The organism is Rhodococcus sp. H36-A4, assembly GCF_027158005.1.
In the GTDB taxonomy this organism is placed as follows: Bacteria; Actinomycetota; Actinomycetes; order Mycobacteriales; family Mycobacteriaceae; genus Rhodococcoides.
This window is the reverse complement of sequence record NZ_JAPVLQ010000006.1, coordinates 387,812-405,907: the sequence shown is the minus strand read 5'-3', so window position 1 is coordinate 405,907 and position 18,096 is coordinate 387,812. Positions and strand designations below refer to the sequence as shown.

Here is an 18,096-nt window from a genome sequence, read left to right as displayed (position 1 = left end):
TGAAACCGAGACGGGCTGTCGACATTCAAGAACGCATGATCCGAACGGGTGCGTGACACACCTCGACCGCGCCACCCAATGACGGCCCATGGGTCAAAAGTCGACGATTGCCGAGATATGTGTCTCCAAATTGATTCGCGCCCTTCCTGACGGGGGTGGCGTACCCAATCCGAACGCGCGCACCACTGCCGCAACCGAGGCGCCGCCGAGTGCGACATCGCTGCCGAGTTGCGGCCAGGTAGACAGCGACACCCCGATTTCCGGTAGCGAAGCGAGCATTCGCGGAGTGAGTTTCGTGGGGTCGAGAATCCGGGCAGCCAGCGGTGCCTTCTGCTCCGGCGTGATGTCGGCCAGAGAGCGGGCATCGAGATCTCCGAGGAGGCCGTGTAGCAACGGTCTGGTCGGTTCGAGATCGAATCGCTCGACATCGAGTATTCCGCCGTCGCTGGTCTCCATCAAAACTGGTATGCCTCGACTTCTGGCGGCCTCGCGGAGATTCAACTTCGCGTCGAGCGAATCGCATTCGTCGATGACGATATCGAGTCCGTCCATGAACGTGTCCATACTGGAAGCAATTAGACCTTCGGGATGCGTAACCACTTTCAGATATGGGTCCAATTCAGCGATTCGGCGTGCCGCGACCGTGGTCTTGTTGATGTCGAGGTCGAACACCGATGCCGGGACTCTGTTGAGATTGGACAGGTCCAGGACGTCGAAATCGGCGAGTCTGAGCTCACCGCACAACCCTTCGATGGCGATGGTGTGCGCCACGGCGTGCCCCACGCTGAGACCGACCACTCCCACCCGCAGTTCGGTCATCCGCTCCTGCTCGGAGAGGGTGATTTTGTTTCTGTTCCGGTCCAGTCGCAGAGTCCGAAAGCCTCTCGGCCCGAGAAGTTTCACAAGGGAGTGTCTCCACGGATAGTGAATCCACCGTTGTGGCTCGGCGAGGACGTCCACCGGTGGGCTCGGCAGGAGACCCGTCAACGATTCGAACTGATTCTGTGAAGCGTCGAGAATCCGCATCCCTGGTAGACCCGCTAGTTCCTCGACGGTCGTCGAATCGCTCTCGAGGGCCGAATTCAGTATCCGATGTTCTGACACGTGGCTCTCACTTTTCTCGTTCGGACGCTCGAGCAGGTGCTCCGCTTTCGTCAAGATAACCGATACAGGTGTACTCGGTGTTCACTGAGGTCCGATACGACTGCGAAATCCGAGTCGAAAGATTCGACAAAGTGCGTCATCGGTACCGGAAATATGATTATCCGCAGTGCTGGAAGAAGATTTACGACCTTCGAACAGTCAAATGTTCCACGACCAGGAAGAATTGCCTGGTTGCCACTTGGCAACTGAACTGTTGGCGCTCGATAGCGTCGGCTTTTCGCCCCATAGCCGGGGACTTCGGATCCCGGTATGTCTACTTAGGAGAAATTATGTCTGCACCTGCGACAGTCGATTACCGCTATGCAACCCCTACCGCGAACAGGGGTTCGCGTGCCGCTCGGTTGAAGCTGTCAGGAATGCGTCGGCCTGTCGACGCATCATTCGGGCCAAGAATCAGCCACTGCGAGGGATCGATGACTCTCGTTGCGGCAATGCCTTCTGCAGCGCCGGAACTCTGGACGCGGTATGTCGACGGTGCTTGGTCGTCGTATTCGCGCCATGGTGTGACGTGTGCTCTCGACATCGACGAAGTGGAATCGGGCGCGACGACAGCGTTGTTCTACGTCGTTCTCGGACCTGAGGGGGAGATGCTCGGTGGAGTTAGGGCGCAGGGTCCTTATACCTATGTCGAGCAGTCGCATGTGTTGACCGAATGGGCGGACTCACCGGGGCTCGACGTGGTCAGGGGTCAACTTCTGACTCGACTTCCGCACGGAATCATCGAGATGAAGAGCGCGTGGGTTAGAGAGGGAGCGCCGGCGCGGCTGATTTCGGGAATGTTGGCTAGAACGGCGCTGCCGACCATCGAACTGACGGGCAGTAGGTATTTGTTCGCAAGTGCTGCCGACCATGTGCTTCGTCAGTGGGAAACGTCCGGAGGGCGAATCGACACCACTGTGCCCGCTGCTGCGTACCCAAGCGATCAGTACCGCACTCGTTTGATGTGGTGGGATCGGGAGACCATTGCACGAGATGCACATGCGGATGTCTGGGATCTCATGGAAAGCGATTCGCGTGCGCTGACCGGAAACGGCTATCACTCTTCTGCAGTCGCATAGTGGATATCAAGTCTTCGACTGCGGGGAACTATCTTCGAGGGGACAGCGATTCACCGGTCTGCCGCGTCGAGTTCCACGTGACCATTATTGTCCCGGCGTGTGACGCACGGTCACGGCCACTGGATTTGGCGGCGTAGAGGGCGTTGTCGGCGGCGTGCATGAGTGTATCGATGACTTGCTCGACGTGGGGGCTGTCCAATTCACCGTCGATGGTGAGCCTGGGATCGAGGACGGCACGGACGTCGGCAGTCACCGATCCGATGCTGACGGTGACCTCGCATTCGGAGCGGACACGTTCGAGAATGTTCGATTCGAAACAACGGTTGTCGGTGAGGGGAGTCAATACGAGAAACTCCTCGCCACCGATGCGAGAGACGATCGTTCCACGCGACCCCGTCTCCTCGGTTGCATGAACGAGGGCATCCGCAATCGTCACGAGTATGAGATCACCTGCAGCGTGACCATGACTGTCGTTCACGGCCTTGAAATGGTCGATATCGATGACATGTGCGGACAACTGACTGCGACTGTCGCACGTCTGGTCGAGCAACGCTTCTACCTGTGTCATCATTCCGCGGCGATTGAGCAAACCGGTGAGTGGATCGGTATTCGCCAGAACATTGAGGCGCTTGTTGACGATGAGCAGAGACCGGCGAAGGGTCGCGATCAGGATCACCGGTACCAGCACAGACGTTGCTCCCGCACCGATAGCGACGATGGTGACCGCAACGCCTGAGGACGAGAGACTGACGGCCGACAACCACGTCGCCATTGCCACCGAACCTGCCGTGAGAGCAGCTGTCATGCGGGGCGAGGAGCCGGACGCTGCAATTGCAGGTACAACGGCAAGCAGTGACGTCACTGCCCGCGTACCTGCAGGGTCGGCGATGAGGTAAGCCGAAATTGCGACACCGATCATGCCGCCCGCACCGAGCGCCGCGAACTGCCCATCTGTCAGTCTGCCGACGTGCACGGCGTACAGCACGGTAATCGCAGTGAAGACGACGATCGCGGTCAGGAGGGGTAGCGCGCCGTCGCGAAGGAACGACGGTGAGATCAGCGCAATTGCCAGTAGCGGCAGCGCCCCAGAGGCGCTCGTGATCACCATCGTTGTCCGCGTGTCGAATCGCGTCCAGAACGACTTCGATTCGGACTTGGTTCGGCGCAAGGTCGCGCTCATGTATCAGTCGCGCTCATGTATCAATAGCCTCGGTTCGCCGCCGGATGTAGCCGACAGCATATCGCGGCTACAGTCAGCCTGACGATCTTGATGCCCCGGTGCGGCGGACTTTTCCTTCGCGTCGCCGGTCAGGTGAATTCAACCGTCCGAGGGCACAGGGAACCCGTTCGATAACGGGCTGATCGCCCGAATAACGGTGCCGCGGTGGCTAGGTTGCGAGCGGGGTTTGTGGCGACGACTGAATCAGTAGACGTTTGATCACCTTGCCGGTTGCGGTGCGCGGAAGCTCGTCGAGAAACGTGACGTCGCGAGGTACCGAGAATCGGCTCAGCCGATTTCTGATGTAGAGACGAACCATGTCATCGTCCAGTCCTGCGGCGCCGCGCATCACTACGAATGCGGCAAGCCTCTGACCGTATTCCTTGTCCGACACACCTACTACTGCGACCTCGCCGACCTGAGGAAGATGAGCAATCGCATCCTCGACAGGACCAGGAAAGACGTTCTCTCCACCTGAGATGATCATCTCGTCATCCCGGCCGCAGACGAACAACCGGCCATTGCAATCCAGGTAACCCAGATCACCGGTGTCCATCATGTCCGCCCCGAGGCCTGCTGTGACAGCAGGCGTCGCGCCGTTGGTATATCCGTTGAACAACATGTCGTTGCCTACGAAAATTCTTCCGACACAGCCGCGCGGAACCGGATCACCCCCACCGTCGAGAATGGCCAAAAGGGTTCCAAGTGGCGGCTTCCCCGCCGTCGTAGGAGCAGCTCTGAGATCAGCAGGGCCGGCTACCGTTGCCCACGATACCTCTGTAGAGCCGTAGAAGTTGTACAGAACGTCACCGAATGTGTCCATGAAACGAGTGACCATCGAACCCGCCAGAACCGATCCACTGCATGCGACTACCCGCAGACTCGAGGTGTCGTACCGTGCGCGGACGTCCGCCGGCAACTCGAGGATACGTTGGAGCATGATCGGGACTGCGATGAGCGAAGTACAACGATTCTCAGCAATCGCTCGCAAGCAGGATTCGGGTTCGAATCTGTCCTGCAACACAACCGTCGATCGAAGCGGTGTACTGAGCTGAAGCGCGGCGAGACCCCAGCTGTGGAACAGTGGGGCGGCAATCATCATGCGCTCGTTCACCTGCAGCGGCATCTTGGACAACATCGCCGCAATCGTTCCGAACCCTTTGGCGGTGGGGCGGAATGCGCCCTTGGGAGTTCCGCTCGTTCCAGAGGTGAGGACCACCAGTGTTCCCGGATGCTCAGGCCGAGCGAATGTCGCGGACGGGGGCGCCACCAGCTGCTCGAGCAGGCGCCTGCCAGGGACGGTCGAGCGTGAGGAGAGGCTGATTCGCGGCACTTCCTGGGACACATGCGAGACGATCGAGTCGAACTCGTCGTCGGCGAACAGCGCTTTCAGCTGATGGTGGTCCGCGATACTCTCGATTTGGCGTGCTGCCAGGCCGGTGTTCAACAGCACCACGTCCACCCCGAGTAATCCGCAGGCGACTGTGCATTCGGTCATCGCGATGTGATTGCGCGCCAGCACCCCGACGGTGTCTCCGGAGCGCAGACCCATCGCGAACAAACCCGCAGCTATGCGGTGTGACCGTTGATGTACTTCTGCGAACGTCCGGGTTCCTCGGTCGTCGATAAGTGCGATCGCGTCCGGTGAGGTCGCCGCGGCTGCGCCGAAACCGCCGCCCAGTGTGAAACCCCATTTGGACAACGAACTCAGTTGTCGAAATGCGAGATCTGGTCGTGCGGTGCGGATGACGCCGGTTTTGTACATCGTCTTGGCGATATCGAGTTGCATTGTCCTGGAGTTACCCGAACCGGAAAGAATGGAGGTCGGCTTCCCCGCCAGGTAGTCGGAAAGGTGTGCGAACCCAGCTCGCAACCAATCGCACACAACGCCGTTGCGGTCGGGAACAGACGAGTACGCACCGTTCAAAGATGCTTTGAACACGGTCACGTCGGCTGTACATCGCCCGGGCGAACCCTCGGTGAGGTGGACATTGACGAATCCACCGGAATCGAGATGAGTGATCGACATCGTCGTTCTCACGTAGTCGAGATCGAGCCGCACGGCGTGATCGGTGCCGTCGGCCCTTGCCATGAACGCTCCGGGAATCGACTCCGAAACAGGCAGGCAGGACTCGAGCCCCATGAAGAACCGGGAATACCATTCCGGCGCAGTCACGATTTCCCAGACTTGATCTTTCGAATGTTCGAAGTCGATGGTCACATCGATCACGTCGGACAACATAGCTGTTCCGCCCCCAGTCAGACGTGCGCCCCACCAGTGCGGGGATTGATTTATCCAAACCCAATAACGGATCGTAGACGGCAACCTGCACAGCTGAGCAGCGTTCGGGAAAGTTTGTCAGATCAGGCTCGACAAACCAGAGTTCCACGCTGCCAGCATCCGGTCGCCCAGCGCAGCGTCGACGAAATCGAGTGCGCGCATCCCGAAGACGATGTCGGACTCGAGATGGGGTTCTGTACGAATGAGGCCACCGACGACGTCGTGACGCAATAATTGCTCGTGCACGGCGTCTGCCTCGACGTGCTCGGCGTAGAACTCGATGCAGGCCTGCGGTGCCCCCAGCCGCTCGAGGCCGGTGACCAGCCGCTGTGACCCGGGCGAAGAAGTGATCTCAGTGGCAGCGAAGTGCCCGACCGTCGCGCCGCGCAGTCCCCGGTGAAGACCGAAGAGCGACATCAAATTGACCCAGGCGAGCGTCTCGGCAGGCGCTCGGTCGGTATATCCGAGGTATGTCGAATCCAAGTCGGCGGCATCCATGAGATCTGCCCACAACTTCTGATGTACTCGCTCGCCGCGCCCGCCGCCGTACTCGTCGAACTCGACCGCGACGTACGAGGCTTTTGCCTGTCCGTGTAGCCGAGGGATCGCCCACGCGTGCGGGTCGGCTTCCTTGAGGTGGTAGATCGATCGGTGGACAAAGTACTCGCGCATGTGATCCCACGAACCTTCGTCGCGCAGATACCAGGAAGGCCCGCTACCCGAAGAATGCGCAACGGACAAGAACTCCATCTCGGCCATCGCGTCGTCGCCTGGCTCGACGCTGTCTCGGAGATACGACAAGAACGACGCTTCCAAGGCTGCGCGGAATCGCAGCACCTCCGAATCCCATTCCCAGCGGTCGTCGACCCCGTCGAAACCTCGGTAGTGCAACTCGTAGCACGTAGCCAACGCCACATGGAGGTCCCGAGACATCGGCTCCAAGCCACCGACAGTCAGGGGCGCAGCCGTCGACTTGCCGGTGATGAAGTCCATGACACCGGCCGACAAGGGACCACAGGGTGCAGGTAGGGGAGGCGACGAAACGAGGTGAGTACTTGTCATCGGTCCTGTCTACCCCTTCCGGCCGAAGCCAATCTCCTCTCTGACGTCCGAGAGGAGATTGGCGAGAGCACAGGCCGTCCGGCACAGCAGGTGAACCCGATGCGCCGGACAGTCGATTTCTCTGCTCAGACCAGATCGAAGCGATCCAGCTGCATGACTTTGTCCCACGCGGCGACGAAGTCGTGGACGAACTTCTCGCGAGCATCGTCCGACGCATAGACCTCGGCCAGTGCGCGCAGTTCGGAGTTCGAGCCGAAGACGAGGTCGTTACGGGTACCGGACCACTTCGTTTCTCCCGTCGCAGCGTCCTTGCCCTCGTAGATGCCTTCCTCGGACGTGGGAATCCACTCTGTGCCCATGTCGAGAAGATTCACGAAGAAGTCGTTGGTCAAGGTTCCAGGACGCGTCGTCAGGACTCCGTGTTCGGACTTCTTGTGGTTTGCTCCCAGCACTCGAAGACCGCCGACCAGCACTGTCATCTCGGGCGCACTGAGGGTCAACAGGTTCGCTTTGTCGACCAACGAGTACTCGGCCGGAAGACTCTGGCCCTTCCCGACGTAGTTGCGGAACCCGTCCGACTTGGGTTCGAGAGCGGCGAACGACTCGACGTCCGTCTGGTCCTGTGCTGCATCTGTACGCCCGGGAGTGAACGGCACCGTGACATCGTGGCCGGCACTCTGCGCGGCACGTTCGACGGCTGCACACCCGCCGAGGACGACGAGGTCGGCGAAGGAAATTTTCGCTGTTCCCGCAGCATCGAAAGTCTCCTTGATGCCTTCCAGCACACGAATGGCGTTTGCCAGTTCGTCCGGTTCGTTGATCTCCCATCCGGCCTGTGGCTGTAGGCGAAGACGCCCACCGTTGGCGCCTCCACGCTTGTCACTGCCCCGAAACGACGACGCTGCAGCCCACGCGGTGGAAATCAACTGTGATCCGGTCAGCTCCGAAGCGAGGATGGCGCTCTTGAGTTTTGCGATGTCTGCTTCGCCGACCGGTTCATGATCGAGCGCCGGGATCGGGTCCTGCCAAAGGAGGGTCTCGCTCGGAACTTCTGGACCGAGGTAGCGGGAGACGGGCCCCAGGTCACGGTGGGTCAACTTGAACCAGACCTTCGAGAACTCCTCTGCCAGTTCCTCCGGGTGATCGAGCCAACGTCGAGTGATTTGCTCGTAGATCGGGTCTACACGCATCGCGATGTCACTGGTCAGCATCATCGGAGCGTGCCGTTTGGAAGGGTCGGCGGGGTCGGGAACGAGATCGGATGCAGCGCCGTCCTTCGGACGCCACTGCCATGCACCACCCGGACCCTTGTGGACCTCCCATTCGTAGCCGTACAGCGTTTCGAGGAACGTGTTGTCCCAGGTCGTCGGAGTCGGTGTCCAGGTACCTTCGATGCCACTGGTGATGGCATCTGCACCGACGCCCGTGCCGTAGCTGTTCTTCCAGCCGAGACCCATCTGCTCCAGCGGTGCGGCCTCTGGCTCTGGGCCTATGTGTGGCTCTGGATCGGCTGCACCATGAACCTTGCCGAAAGTATGGCCGCCGACTGCCAACGCAGCGGTTTCGATATCGTTCATCGCCATCTTGCCGAACGTGTCGCGGATGTCGACGGCGGAACCCGCGGGATCGGGCTCGCCGTTCGGGCCCTCGGGGTTGACATAGATCAGACCCATTTGGACAGCGGCCAGAGGATTGTCCAATTCCCGCTCGCCCGTGTAGCGCTCGTCGCCGAGCCATGTCTGTTCCGGTCCCCAGTAGACGTCCTCGTCGGGCTCCCAAACGTCGACGCGGCCGCCGGCGAATCCGTAGGTCGGCAACCCCATCGACTCGATCGCTACGTTTCCGGTGAGGACGATGAGATCGGCCCATGAGAGCTTGTTGCCGTACTTCTTCTTGACAGGCCAAATGAGTCTGCGAGCCTTGTCGAGACTTGCGTTGTCCGGCCAGCTGTTCAACGGAGCGAATCTCTGCATCCCCGCGCCCGCACCTCCGCGTCCGTCCTGAATCCGGTACGTGCCCGCCGCGTGCCAGGCCATACGTACAAAAAATGGTCCGTAGTGACCGAAGTCCGCAGGCCACCATGGCTGTGAGTCCGTCATCAAGGCCGCAAGGTCAGCCTTGACCTCGGCGAGATCGAGCTTGGCGAACTCTGTGCCGTAATCGAAGTTCTCGCCCATCGGGTTGCCCACAGCTGGGTTCTTCTTGAGAATCCGAAGATTGAGGCTCTGCGGCCACCAATCACGATTGCTCCCACCCTCACTCGGGTGTAGCTGCCGATCATGTAGTACTGGGCAGGCGCCTCCCTCTTGGGGCTGGTCCTGGTTCATCTCTTTTTCGCGAGTGGTGTGGTCTTCAGACACGAGATTCCTTCCGGGGCTGGCGGATCGAACCGATCATGATTGTGATCGTGAACTCTGTGGGGACGCGCAATCGGGGCAGATACCCCAGAACACGACCTCGGCTTCGGAGACCGCGAATCCTCGAGTGTCGGACGCGGTGAGGCACGGAGCCGATCCGACCGTGCAATCGACGTCGGAGATGGCCCCGCACGAGGTGCACACGAGGTGATGGTGATTGTCGCCGACTCTGGACTCGTACCGCGCCACGGAACCGGCGGGTTGGATGCGGCGAACGAGTTGAGCGGCCGTCAAAGCGCTGAGCACGTCGTAGACGGCTTGCCTGGAGACGACCGGCAGTTCAGCGCGAACTGCGGTATGGATGAATTCGGTGTCCGAGTGCGGGTATGTGTGCACCGCGTCGAGCACCTCGATGCGAGGGCGCGTGACGCGAAGTTCTGCATCGCGCAACATCTCCCGGTAGTTGGGCCTCGAGGTCACCCCTGTGATACGACTCTCATTTCTTGAACAAGTCAAGTATTCGTCCGATACCGCCCGTACTCGGAAGGACGCTCGGGTCATCGCCGCACCCAGTTCGAAGTCTCCGTCGATCTCGAACTCGTGGTAGACAGATCGCGGTCGGATGAGCGTTCGAGGTCTGGTGGTCGGAGATGGTGGGCAACAGCAGCGTGTGGTCGCGATCGAACCAAACGATGCACCCGTCGTCGATCGTCAGCGTCCTACTCGTTCTCGGTTTGGTGACAGGGTGGCTTTTGCTGTACTCGGTCAGCATTGTGGGAGCGCTGTGGAGAATGCGGGAGCCCAACGCGCCGACCCCGGTGCTGAGCGTGTCGGATCAACGGGCCGACCTCGTTGCGCTGGCGGTCCAGATGTCGTTGGGGTTCATTGCTATCGGGCTGACACTCCTCCTACGGCGACGCACTCTCGCCGCAGTGTTGCCAGAGCGCCGCGGAACCGCTCTCGATGCGTCCATCGCATGGTGCGCGGCTATCGCAGGTGCATCAGCGGTCGTATTGGTTCTCGGCCAGTTAGGTCTCGCGCGGTTCGACTTCTCGGTGCCGGCGGTCGTGGCGTCACCCTGGTTGGCTGTCGCTTCGGCGCTGGCCACCGGGCTGCGTGAAGAACCACTCCTAGCGGCGCTGCCCGTTCTCCTTCTTTCGGGTCGACTACCGATTGGATGGATCATAGTTCTCGCTGCCACCATGCGGGGCCTGCTCTACGTGTACTTCGGCTTCGGCGGGTTCGTGTGGGCATTCCTCTGGGGTGCAGCTGCGGTATGGGTCTACTTCCGGTTCCGAAGACTATGGGTCCTGATACTTCTCCACGGTCTCGTGATGAACATGCAAGCGCTCGACCGTGTCATCACCGACGACAACGCAGCGACAATTTTGCAATGGTGCAACATTCTGGTCCTTTTCGGTGCGTTGCTGTGCTGGCTTGTACCACGTGCGCTCGATGCGGTGCTGCCCGGCGAATCGGAGGTCCCAGCTGTCGGTGGACACACCGGTTCGGACACGGTTGACGTGCACGAGGTCCCGCCGACAGTGCAGCTTCCTACCGAAGATGCAGACAGAGTGTGACCGGTCGAGCGATCGAAAAAGATTGTGGGATATGGCAATGAGCACAAGTCGATCAGCCCGACGCCTCGGTGAGTCGTTGCCTGGCGTCGGGCTGTGTATGGGCGCCGGGGTAGGTATCACCATCGGCGTCGCCGTCGGCGGCGCGCCCGGTATAGCAGTCGGAATCGTTGTGGGCGCAGGCCTTGGACTGGTGGGGGGGTCGATCGCGTCGTTGTGGACCCGGTCTTGGTGCGAGAGCTCGGCGTTGCGCGATGAGTAGGATGTAGCAACCGTTCCGCACACCGACCCAGGAGTTGTCGATGCCCGATTTCGACGCGCAGGTCGTCGCGGCGTTCGGTATCCACTCCGGTGTTTCCGGTGGTCGATCCGACAGCGAAGTCCTGTGTAACGCCGGCCTGCCGAATTTCATCCCGACATGGATTACGTCGTGATCGACGACGAACGACTGGAACGTCCGTCGATCGTGTCCGCGCTATCGGAATTCGAATCTCGGCGGATGGCAGTCGGCGACATGCGAGCGGCGGCAGTGGCCATAGCCATCGGTGGTGAACCGTACAGACGACGGATGCTTCTCACCATGCGTCCCTCGCGTCTGCGCGCTCATCCGGGGCAGTTCGCTTTGCCAGGAGGTGGCATCGACCCGGGGGAGTCGGCCGAGGATGCTTGCCTGCGTGAACTCGGCGAGGAGCTGAACGTGCATGTTTCCCCTCACGATATTCTTGGCCGGCTCGACGACTACAGCACTCGATCCGGGTATGTGATCACGCCGTTCGTCGTGTGGGTAGGCGATACGTTGAAGCAGGTCGTGCCGAACATCGTCGAGGTAGAGATCGTGTACGAGGTCGACGCCTCGGAGATCGATATAGACCCGAGGTTCGTGGCGATTCCGGAATCCGAACGGCCCGTCATCCAATGGCCGTTCCGAGATTCGCTGGTACACGCGCCGACGGGTGCAGTCGTTCACCAGTTCCGCGAAGTCGTCTTCCATCGGCGTCATACTCGCGTGGCAGACTTCGAGCAACCGGTGTTCGCGTGGCGTTGACTCTTCACCCCACGTGTGGGTACCAATCCAGCCTCAATCAGGGCGTCGACGACAAAGGATCGAGGTGTGCGTGGTGAGCGATCCGGGTTCCGATGCCGATCTCAGTAGCCGGGTTCTCACAGTGCCGAACGTGCTCAGCACACTTCGGTTGCTGGCAATTCCATTGTTTCTTTATCTGCTCCTCGTTCCTGAAGCCGACGGATGGGCGCTGACAGTCCTGCTGCTCAGCGGTGCAACCGATTGGCTCGACGGAAAGCTTGCACGGGCGCTCGATCAGTCATCGCAACTGGGTGCGCTTCTGGACCCGTTGGTGGACCGATTGTCGGTTGTGAGTGCTCTCGCTGCATTCGTTGCCCGTGGGATCGTTCCGTGGTGGGTGGCGGCGATTCTGATCGGACGCGACGTCGTCCTCGCGGGTACATTGCTGATCTACCGTCGACGCGGACTACCGCCACCCGAGGTGATCTATCTGGGTAAAGCAGCAACTTTCGCTATCATGGTCGCCCTGCCTGTACTGCTCGGTGCCACCGGAGAATCGGTTGTAGCGGACGTGCTCACACCGATCGGATACTCGCTGATCATTTGGGGGACCGCTCTCTATACCTGGACCGGGGTGCTCTACACCTACAAAGCATCGATCGTGGCGAAGACGATCCCGAGGAGCCAGAATCAACGTGTGTCGTGATGCGTAAACCACCGATACGCAACCCGACGCCTTCATTGCTGAAGTCATTGATGAGCGAGCACCTCGACCCAGGGTATGCAGCCGCATCGGCGACCAAGTCGTCGAAATCCACTCGGACTCGCATGGATGTGGTCCTTGCCATCGTCGGCGTAGTTCTCATCGGCATTGTTTTCGGTGTGGCGCTATCTCGAGTCGACGTCCTCAGGTCGGACGCGTCCGGTCAAGCGCACGACTTGGTGGAGACGGTACGCGAGGCAGAAAGCCGGTCCGACGCGATGGAACGAACACGCTCGACTCTCGCCGGCGAGGTCGAGTCGGCCCGGTCGAACGTCTTACAGAGCGACAACGATGGTGCATCGATCCTGAGTTCACTGATGAACATCGAGTCTGCGGCGGGCGCCGAAACCTCGTCCGGCGCAGGTATCGCCGTCGTGGTCACCGAGCCGCCTGCCTCGGCAAACCTGTCCGATGTTTCGCAGAAGAAACGCGGAAACTCTGCGGCCACCGTGCTGGATCGAGATCTCCAAGTGGTCGTGAATTCATTGTGGGCGAGTGGTGCCGAGGCAATTGCAGTCGATGGAATCCGAATCGGGCCGAACGTGACGATCAGACAGGCGGGCGGTGCCATGCTCGTAGACAATCATCCAGTCTTCTCCCCGTACGCGATCGACGCAATCGGGTCGCCCGAGCAGCTCCAGGTTCGATTTGCGGTAAGTGATGCCCACCTGCGAATGTCAGCGCTCACTCAGCTCTACGATGTCGGGTTCGAAGTGCGGTCCGAGGATTCACTCGAACTGCCCGCAGCGGTTATCAGGACGGCCGCACGCGTACAGCAGGAAGGCGGAAGGTGACACAGGAACGTAACGACGGGGCAGCAGCGAATTATATGTCCGACGACCGCGCCACACATGCTGTGAGCAGGCGCGGCGGAGGGTTGGTTTTGCTCGCTTTCCTTGCTCTCGGGATCGGGGTCCTGATCGGAACCGTGTCGGGTCCGCAGATTCCCGGCGCAGTCGCTCCATATCTACCGATCGCCGTAGTCGCTGCGCTCGATGCGGTCTTCGGCGGTCTCAGAGCGTATCTGGACGAGATTTTCGATTCCAAGGTCTTCGTCGTCTCGTTCGTCTTCAACGTTCTCGTCGCAGCGCTCATCGTGTGGCTGGGAGATCAGCTCGGAGTGGGTACACAGCTGTCGACGGCCATAGTCGTGGTTCTGGGAATCCGGATCTTCGGAAATGCAGCAGCCCTGCGCCGTCGACTGTTCGGGGCCTGACCGCCGTGGCGCGAGAGGGAAGGCACGAGTTCCACGGTGATCGACGCAGACGCAGAACGATCGTGTTCGGTTCGCTGACGATCGTGTTGATGATCGCCCTCGGGATCGGCTTGGCTGCGCAGGTTCGCGTGAACGACAGCGAGAACTCACTCGACAGCGCGCGCCCGGGAGATCTTCTCGTTCTTCTGGACAATTTGGGTCGTCGAGAAGCTGCGCTCCGTGACGACATCACGTCACTACAGGACACCCTGTCGACACTGCAGCAGGAGGACGGTGGCTCCGGTGCCGCACTCACGCAGGCGCGCGAGCGTCTCGACGCCTTGTCGGTACTGGTAGGGACCGTTCCTGCGACGGGCCCCGGCATCGTGATGACGGTGGAAGACCCTCGCACCGGCGTCGGCTCCGAGGTCCTCGTGGACGCACTGCAGGAGCTGCGAGCGGCGGGCGCGGAGACGGTGCAGATCGCCGGCAGCGACAACGATGGAGTTCGTATCGGCTTGGACTCGTGGATTGCGGGACGTGCAGGGGCGGTCGTCGTGGACGGGCAGAAGGTAAGTGCTCCGTTCGTCTACACCGCAGTCGGAGATCCGGCGACGTTGGCCGCAGCATTGGATATTCCAGGCGGGGTGGTCGATACGGTAGCCAGGAATGGAGGTCAATGTCGGATTTCACAATCGGAGCAGGTCACCGTGTCCGCCTTGCGGGACCCATGATCACGTCAATACGCTCATCCAGCAAAACCATTATCACCGTCCGGTGAGCTGAGACGAAAGGACTGCCGAGTTGAGCGAAATCGAGCTGCCTGCCGATTTGTTTTACACACCCGAACACGAGTGGGTGCAGCGAGTAGGCCCATCCAGTGTTCGCGTCGGTATCACCGACTACGCACAGGCGCAATTGGGTGATGTCGTGTTCGTGCAGCTGCCTTCTGTCGGCGAGGAAGTCACCGCCGGCAGCTCCATGGGCGAGGTCGAGTCGACCAAAAGTGTGTCCGACGTGTTCGCACCCCTGACCGCCAAAGTTATTGCCGTCAACGAAGTTCTGGAGGCAGATCCGGAAAAGGTGAATTCGGGACCCTACACCGACGGGTGGTTGGTCGAACTGGAGGTCTCCTCGGCGGAGGTCTTGGACGCGGCAGTGTCAGAGATGCTCGATGCGGACGGATATGCTGCCATTACGACCGAGTAACTAGCGGACGCGAGCTGAAGCAACCGTCTACACCCATGCCCGTCCGCAAGGTACGGTCGTTGTTGTGCAGTTGTCGTGTCGGGGCGCAGGTCCGTAGGAACACAGAACAAGCAAACTATTTTTGCGTCGACCGTGGTGTAAGTCGCCAGGGTGCAGAGGACTGAGAAGGAGAAACGGTGAGCGAGAACGACAACGACGGCATCTACGGAGAGTCGCCAGCGGAAACCACTTCGGTTTTTCGTGCGGATTTCCTGCAGGAGCTGGATAACTCGGCGACGAGCCAGACCTCGGAGGCCCCGGTGTCGGGTGTGGAAGGCCTGCCCGTCGGATCTGCTCTTCTCGTTGTGAAGAGGGGACCGAATGCAGGGTCTCGATTCCTTCTGGATCAGCCGACGACTTCTGCCGGCCGTCATCCGGATAGTGACATCTTCCTCGATGATGTCACTGTGAGTCGGCGTCATGCCGAGTTCCGTCAGGACGAGGACGAGTTTCAGGTGGTCGACGTCGGCAGCCTCAACGGAACCTATGTCAACCGCGAGCCTGTCGACTCGGCTGTGCTCACCAATGGTGACGAGGTCCAGATCGGCAAGTTCCGCCTGGTATTCCTGACCGGTCCACGCGGCGGCGCCGGATCCCAGGTCGGCGAATCGTCTGCGGGTGCGGGCAGCCAGTGACCGCCGTCGGGCAGCAGTCTCCTGGGGGGATGTCGATTGGCTCCGTCCTCGATCGTCTTCGGCCCGACTTTCCTGACGTCACGATTTCGAAGATTCGATTCCTCGAAGCGGAGGGTTTGATTTCGCCCGAGCGCACAGCGTCCGGATACCGTCGTTTCTCCATCGCTGATTGCGAGCGGTTGAGATACGTATTGACGGCGCAGCGAGATCAATACCTTCCGCTGAAAGTGATCAAAGAGCAGCTAGAAGCCATAGACAGTGGTGTCGCACGCGTCGAGCGTGCAGAGGACGCGCCTCGTAGGCCGCGCGGTCTCAGTATCGCTCCCGGTGAAGTGTCGCCTGAGGAGTTCCTCGCTGATCGTGAGGTCAGAGTCAGCAAAGCCGACCTCATGGAGCGAGCGGGTGTCGACGAGACATTCGTGACGGAACTCATTCGAGGCGGCCTTCTTACGCCGGGCCAAGCAGGCTTCTACGACGAGGGCTCGGTAACCCTCGCGCGGACTGCGAAAGCGATGTTGCAATTCGGTCTCGAGGTTCGGCATCTACGAGCTTTCAAACTGGCTGCCGATCGAGAAGCCGGTTTGGTGGCGCAAATTGCCGGACCGGTTGCGAAGGGCAGAGATGCGGGAGCACGGGACCGAGCCGAGGAAATGATCAGAGAGCTCGCTGCGCTGTCTCTGACTCTGCACACTTGTCTGGTCAAAGCCGCGGTGCGCGGTGCGCTCGATCGCTGAGCGTTCGGTTCGTTTCGTGTTCATCCCTAGGCCACCCTCCGCATGGCGGTGGATTCCAATAGACTCGGCTGCAGTGGGCGGACCCAGACCTGCGGCCCGATTTTCAACGCATATGGGAGGCAGAGGCAATGAGTGAGATGCGTGTTGTCGGTATTCGTGTCGAGCAGCCTCAGAATCAGCCCGTCCTGTTGCTGCGTGAAGCCGATGGGGAGCGGTACCTACCCATTTGGATCGGGCAGACCGAAGCTGCTGCCATTGTGCTCGAGCAGCAGGGAGTGCAACCGGGCAGACCCTTGACGCACGACTTGATCAAAGACTTGATCGGCGCTCTGGGACACACTTTGAAGGAGGTTCGCATCGTGGACCTCCAAGAGGGCACCTTCTATGCGGATTTGGTCTTCGACAAGGACATCCGAGTTTCGGCCCGTCCATCGGACTCCATCGCGATCGCGTTGCGGGCGGGCGTGCCTATCTTCGCCGACGAACCCGTCCTCTCCGAAGCAGGGCTCCTGATGCCTGATGAGCGCGAAGACGAAGTCGAGAAGTTCAAGGAGTTTCTGGAATCGGTTTCACCGGACGATTTCAAGGCCACGGACGGCTGAAGTCCTCTATTCGGTAACGGAAGAGTCTCAACCTCAACTTTAGGTTCAGGTTTACGGCGCGTTGCGTTGATTGTCTCTCCTCGGCCCCCTAACGTTCCCGTTGTGAAGTACAGAAGTCGACGATCGTGTGTCGTCGATTCGCGCCGGGGCGTAGTCTTGCCGGGTACGCGGAGTGGATTTCACGCAGAAGTACACCGGGATGATTTCCCGGTCGGATCGCTATCGTCGTGGTCCGAACAGCAGCGTCGAGACATCCGAAGAGGGAGCAAGTAAGTGGAAGATCAGCCGCAGGGACGCCACCACGGTTCAGCGAGCGTTGTGCCGGACGATGCTGAATCGGTGGATACCTCGAAGGCAGATCTGCCGACGCAGCCTGCGGCAGATGTCACGGCGACACCCTTCGTGCCCGACTTTCAGCCGGGGCTGTTCCCTGACGATTCCGTTCCAGACGAACTGGTGGGCTATCGAGTTCCGAGTGCATGCCAGATCGCGGGCATTACTTATCGTCAACTCGACTACTGGGCTCGTACGGGGCTAGTAGTACCGTCCATTCGCAGCGCAGCGGGTTCCGGTAGTCAACGCCTGTACTCCTTCAAGGACATGCTGGTTCTGAAGATCGTCAAGCGTTTACTGGACACTGGTATCTCTCTGCAGAACATACGGGTAGCGGTAGATCACCTTCGCAAGCGCGGCGTCGGAGATTTGGCAAACATCACCTTGTTCTCCGACGGCACCACTGTGTACGAGTGCACGTCTGCAGAGGAAGTAGTCGATTTGCTGCAGGGCGGCCAAGGGGTATTCGGCATTGCCGTCAACGGAGCGATGCGTGAACTGACCGGTCTGATCGCCGACTTCCCAGCCGAGCGTGCAGACGGTGGAGAGTCCGAGACGAGTCCCGAAGATGAACTCGCCTCCCGCCGCAAGACTCGGGCCAGCCGCAAAACAGGATAGACTTCGAGCGTCGCGCTTGCGCGGGAGAGTTCCGGGACAGCCAGTCTCGGACGCCGAAGGAGCAATACCTCCCCGTCAATCTCTCAGGCACACGGACCGTGTGAGCTTCGACGTCTCTGGAAAGTGATGGGAGTACCCGTCCGCCCAAGGTGAAAAGACGTTCGGACAGCTCCTCGAGTCCGGATCGGCTGAATCTCTCAGGCGCTCGTTTCGGTGAGCACGCGAC

General features: G+C 60.3%; 20 protein-coding genes and 1 riboswitch. Of the genes, 14 read left to right on the top strand and 6 right to left on the bottom strand.

The window, feature by feature from the left end:
* Positions 1–93: 93 nt before the first annotated feature.
* The gene (locus tag O1W68_RS18370) at positions 94–1,104 is read right to left on the bottom strand and encodes an Rv1355c family protein (RefSeq protein ID WP_442972404.1); all 1,011 of its coding nucleotides are present in this window, start codon (positions 1,102–1,104) and stop codon (positions 94–96) included.
* Between the two features lie 473 nt (positions 1,105–1,577).
* Between O1W68_RS18370 and O1W68_RS18365 the strand changes: the two genes are divergently transcribed.
* Positions 1,578–2,222, top strand: a complete 645-nt coding sequence (locus O1W68_RS18365) for a hypothetical protein (RefSeq protein WP_269305941.1) — start codon at positions 1,578–1,580, stop codon at positions 2,220–2,222.
* Positions 2,223–2,250: 28 nt separating this feature from the next.
* On the opposite strand, the gene O1W68_RS18360 is transcribed toward O1W68_RS18365, so the two are convergent.
* The 5 genes from O1W68_RS18360 to O1W68_RS18340 all read right to left on the bottom strand — a co-directional run bounded on the left by O1W68_RS18360 (position 2,251) and on the right by O1W68_RS18340 (position 9,621).
* Complete coding sequence (locus O1W68_RS18360) at positions 2,251–3,402, bottom strand: GGDEF domain-containing protein (RefSeq protein WP_269305939.1); 1,152 nt, start codon at positions 3,400–3,402, stop codon at positions 2,251–2,253.
* 208 nt (positions 3,403–3,610) lie between these two features.
* Positions 3,611–5,683: an AMP-binding protein gene (locus tag O1W68_RS18355; protein ID WP_269305937.1), complete on the bottom strand. Its 2,073-nt coding sequence runs from the start codon at positions 5,681–5,683 to the stop codon at positions 3,611–3,613.
* Between the two features lie 117 nt (positions 5,684–5,800).
* On the bottom strand, positions 5,801–6,784 hold the full coding sequence (locus O1W68_RS18350; RefSeq protein WP_269305935.1) for an iron-containing redox enzyme family protein: 984 nt from the start codon (positions 6,782–6,784) through the stop codon (positions 5,801–5,803).
* A 125-nt stretch (positions 6,785–6,909) separates the two neighbouring features.
* Positions 6,910–9,144, bottom strand: a complete 2,235-nt coding sequence (katG, locus tag O1W68_RS18345; protein ID WP_442972403.1) for a catalase/peroxidase HPI — start codon at positions 9,142–9,144, stop codon at positions 6,910–6,912.
* Between the two features lie 33 nt (positions 9,145–9,177).
* Positions 9,178–9,621: a Fur family transcriptional regulator gene (locus O1W68_RS18340; RefSeq protein ID WP_269305933.1), complete on the bottom strand. Its 444-nt coding sequence runs from the start codon at positions 9,619–9,621 to the stop codon at positions 9,178–9,180.
* A 212-nt stretch (positions 9,622–9,833) separates the two neighbouring features.
* On the opposite strand from O1W68_RS18340, the gene O1W68_RS18335 reads away from it, so the two are divergent.
* The 13 genes from O1W68_RS18335 to O1W68_RS18275 all read left to right on the top strand — a co-directional run bounded on the left by O1W68_RS18335 (position 9,834) and on the right by O1W68_RS18275 (position 17,870).
* Positions 9,834–10,721: a CPBP family intramembrane glutamic endopeptidase gene (locus O1W68_RS18335; RefSeq protein ID WP_269305931.1), complete on the top strand. Its 888-nt coding sequence runs from the start codon at positions 9,834–9,836 to the stop codon at positions 10,719–10,721.
* A gap of 37 nt (positions 10,722–10,758) precedes the next feature.
* Positions 10,759–10,980 (top strand): hypothetical protein, encoded by a 222-nt coding sequence (locus O1W68_RS18330; RefSeq protein WP_269305930.1) that lies wholly within the window; start codon positions 10,759–10,761, stop codon positions 10,978–10,980.
* 40 nt (positions 10,981–11,020) lie between these two features.
* Positions 11,021–11,152, top strand: coding sequence for a hypothetical protein (locus tag O1W68_RS18325; RefSeq protein ID WP_269305928.1), 132 nt, complete (start codon positions 11,021–11,023; stop codon positions 11,150–11,152).
* Entirely contained in the window at positions 11,149–11,763 is a 615-nt protein-coding gene (locus O1W68_RS18320) for an NUDIX hydrolase (protein ID WP_269305926.1), read from the top strand. Before O1W68_RS18325 ends, O1W68_RS18320 begins: the two co-directional genes overlap by 4 nt.
* A gap of 73 nt (positions 11,764–11,836) precedes the next feature.
* Positions 11,837–12,448, top strand: a complete 612-nt coding sequence (locus tag O1W68_RS18315) for a CDP-alcohol phosphatidyltransferase family protein (RefSeq protein ID WP_269305925.1) — start codon at positions 11,837–11,839, stop codon at positions 12,446–12,448.
* A 50-nt stretch (positions 12,449–12,498) separates the two neighbouring features.
* Positions 12,499–13,299: a DUF881 domain-containing protein gene (locus O1W68_RS18310; RefSeq protein ID WP_269305924.1), complete on the top strand. Its 801-nt coding sequence runs from the start codon at positions 12,499–12,501 to the stop codon at positions 13,297–13,299.
* Positions 13,300–13,334: 35 nt separating this feature from the next.
* Entirely contained in the window at positions 13,335–13,721 is a 387-nt protein-coding gene (locus O1W68_RS18305; RefSeq protein WP_269306100.1) for a small basic family protein, read from the top strand.
* Between the two features lie 5 nt (positions 13,722–13,726).
* On the top strand, positions 13,727–14,434 hold the full coding sequence (locus O1W68_RS18300; protein ID WP_269305923.1) for a DUF881 domain-containing protein: 708 nt from the start codon (positions 13,727–13,729) through the stop codon (positions 14,432–14,434).
* Positions 14,435–14,504: 70 nt separating this feature from the next.
* Positions 14,505–14,909, top strand: a complete 405-nt coding sequence (gene gcvH, locus O1W68_RS18295) for a glycine cleavage system protein GcvH (RefSeq protein WP_269305920.1) — start codon at positions 14,505–14,507, stop codon at positions 14,907–14,909.
* Between the two features lie 176 nt (positions 14,910–15,085).
* The gene (gene odhI, locus O1W68_RS18290; protein ID WP_088943866.1) at positions 15,086–15,583 is read left to right on the top strand and encodes an oxoglutarate dehydrogenase inhibitor Odhl; all 498 of its coding nucleotides are present in this window, start codon (positions 15,086–15,088) and stop codon (positions 15,581–15,583) included.
* A complete protein-coding gene (gene ftsR, locus O1W68_RS18285) occupies positions 15,580–16,317 on the top strand; it encodes a transcriptional regulator FtsR (RefSeq protein ID WP_269305917.1) in 738 nt (245 codons plus the stop codon). Before odhI ends, ftsR begins: the two co-directional genes overlap by 4 nt.
* A 128-nt stretch (positions 16,318–16,445) precedes the next feature.
* Positions 16,446–16,919 (top strand): bifunctional nuclease family protein, encoded by a 474-nt coding sequence (locus tag O1W68_RS18280; protein WP_269305915.1) that lies wholly within the window; start codon positions 16,446–16,448, stop codon positions 16,917–16,919.
* Between the two features lie 360 nt (positions 16,920–17,279).
* Positions 17,280–17,870, top strand: coding sequence for a MerR family transcriptional regulator (locus O1W68_RS18275; RefSeq protein WP_269306098.1), 591 nt, complete (start codon positions 17,280–17,282; stop codon positions 17,868–17,870).
* 11 nt (positions 17,871–17,881) lie between these two features.
* Positions 17,882–17,979, top strand: a riboswitch (glycine riboswitch).
* Positions 17,980–18,096: the final 117 nt, after the last annotated feature.

Bases quoted from the DNA above. Each gene is read 5' to 3' on its own strand.
- O1W68_RS18365 (WP_269305941.1), top strand. From the start codon at position 1,578: ATGACTCTCGTTGCGGCAATGCCTTCTGCAGCGCCGGAACTCTGGACG.
- O1W68_RS18360 (WP_269305939.1), bottom strand. From the start codon at position 3,402: ATGAGCGCGACCTTGCGCCGAACCAAGTCCGAATCGAAGTCGTTCTGG.
- O1W68_RS18355 (WP_269305937.1), bottom strand. From the start codon at position 5,683: ATGTTGTCCGACGTGATCGATGTGACCATCGACTTCGAACATTCGAAA.
- O1W68_RS18350 (WP_269305935.1), bottom strand. From the start codon at position 6,784: ATGACAAGTACTCACCTCGTTTCGTCGCCTCCCCTACCTGCACCCTGT.
- O1W68_RS18335 (WP_269305931.1), top strand. From the start codon at position 9,834: ATGCACCCGTCGTCGATCGTCAGCGTCCTACTCGTTCTCGGTTTGGTG.
- O1W68_RS18330 (WP_269305930.1), top strand. From the start codon at position 10,759: ATGAGCACAAGTCGATCAGCCCGACGCCTCGGTGAGTCGTTGCCTGGC.
- O1W68_RS18325 (WP_269305928.1), top strand. From the start codon at position 11,021: ATGCCCGATTTCGACGCGCAGGTCGTCGCGGCGTTCGGTATCCACTCC.
- O1W68_RS18310 (WP_269305924.1), top strand. From the start codon at position 12,499: ATGAGCGAGCACCTCGACCCAGGGTATGCAGCCGCATCGGCGACCAAG.
- O1W68_RS18305 (WP_269306100.1), top strand. From the start codon at position 13,335: ATGTCCGACGACCGCGCCACACATGCTGTGAGCAGGCGCGGCGGAGGG.
- O1W68_RS18280 (WP_269305915.1), top strand. From the start codon at position 16,446: ATGAGTGAGATGCGTGTTGTCGGTATTCGTGTCGAGCAGCCTCAGAAT.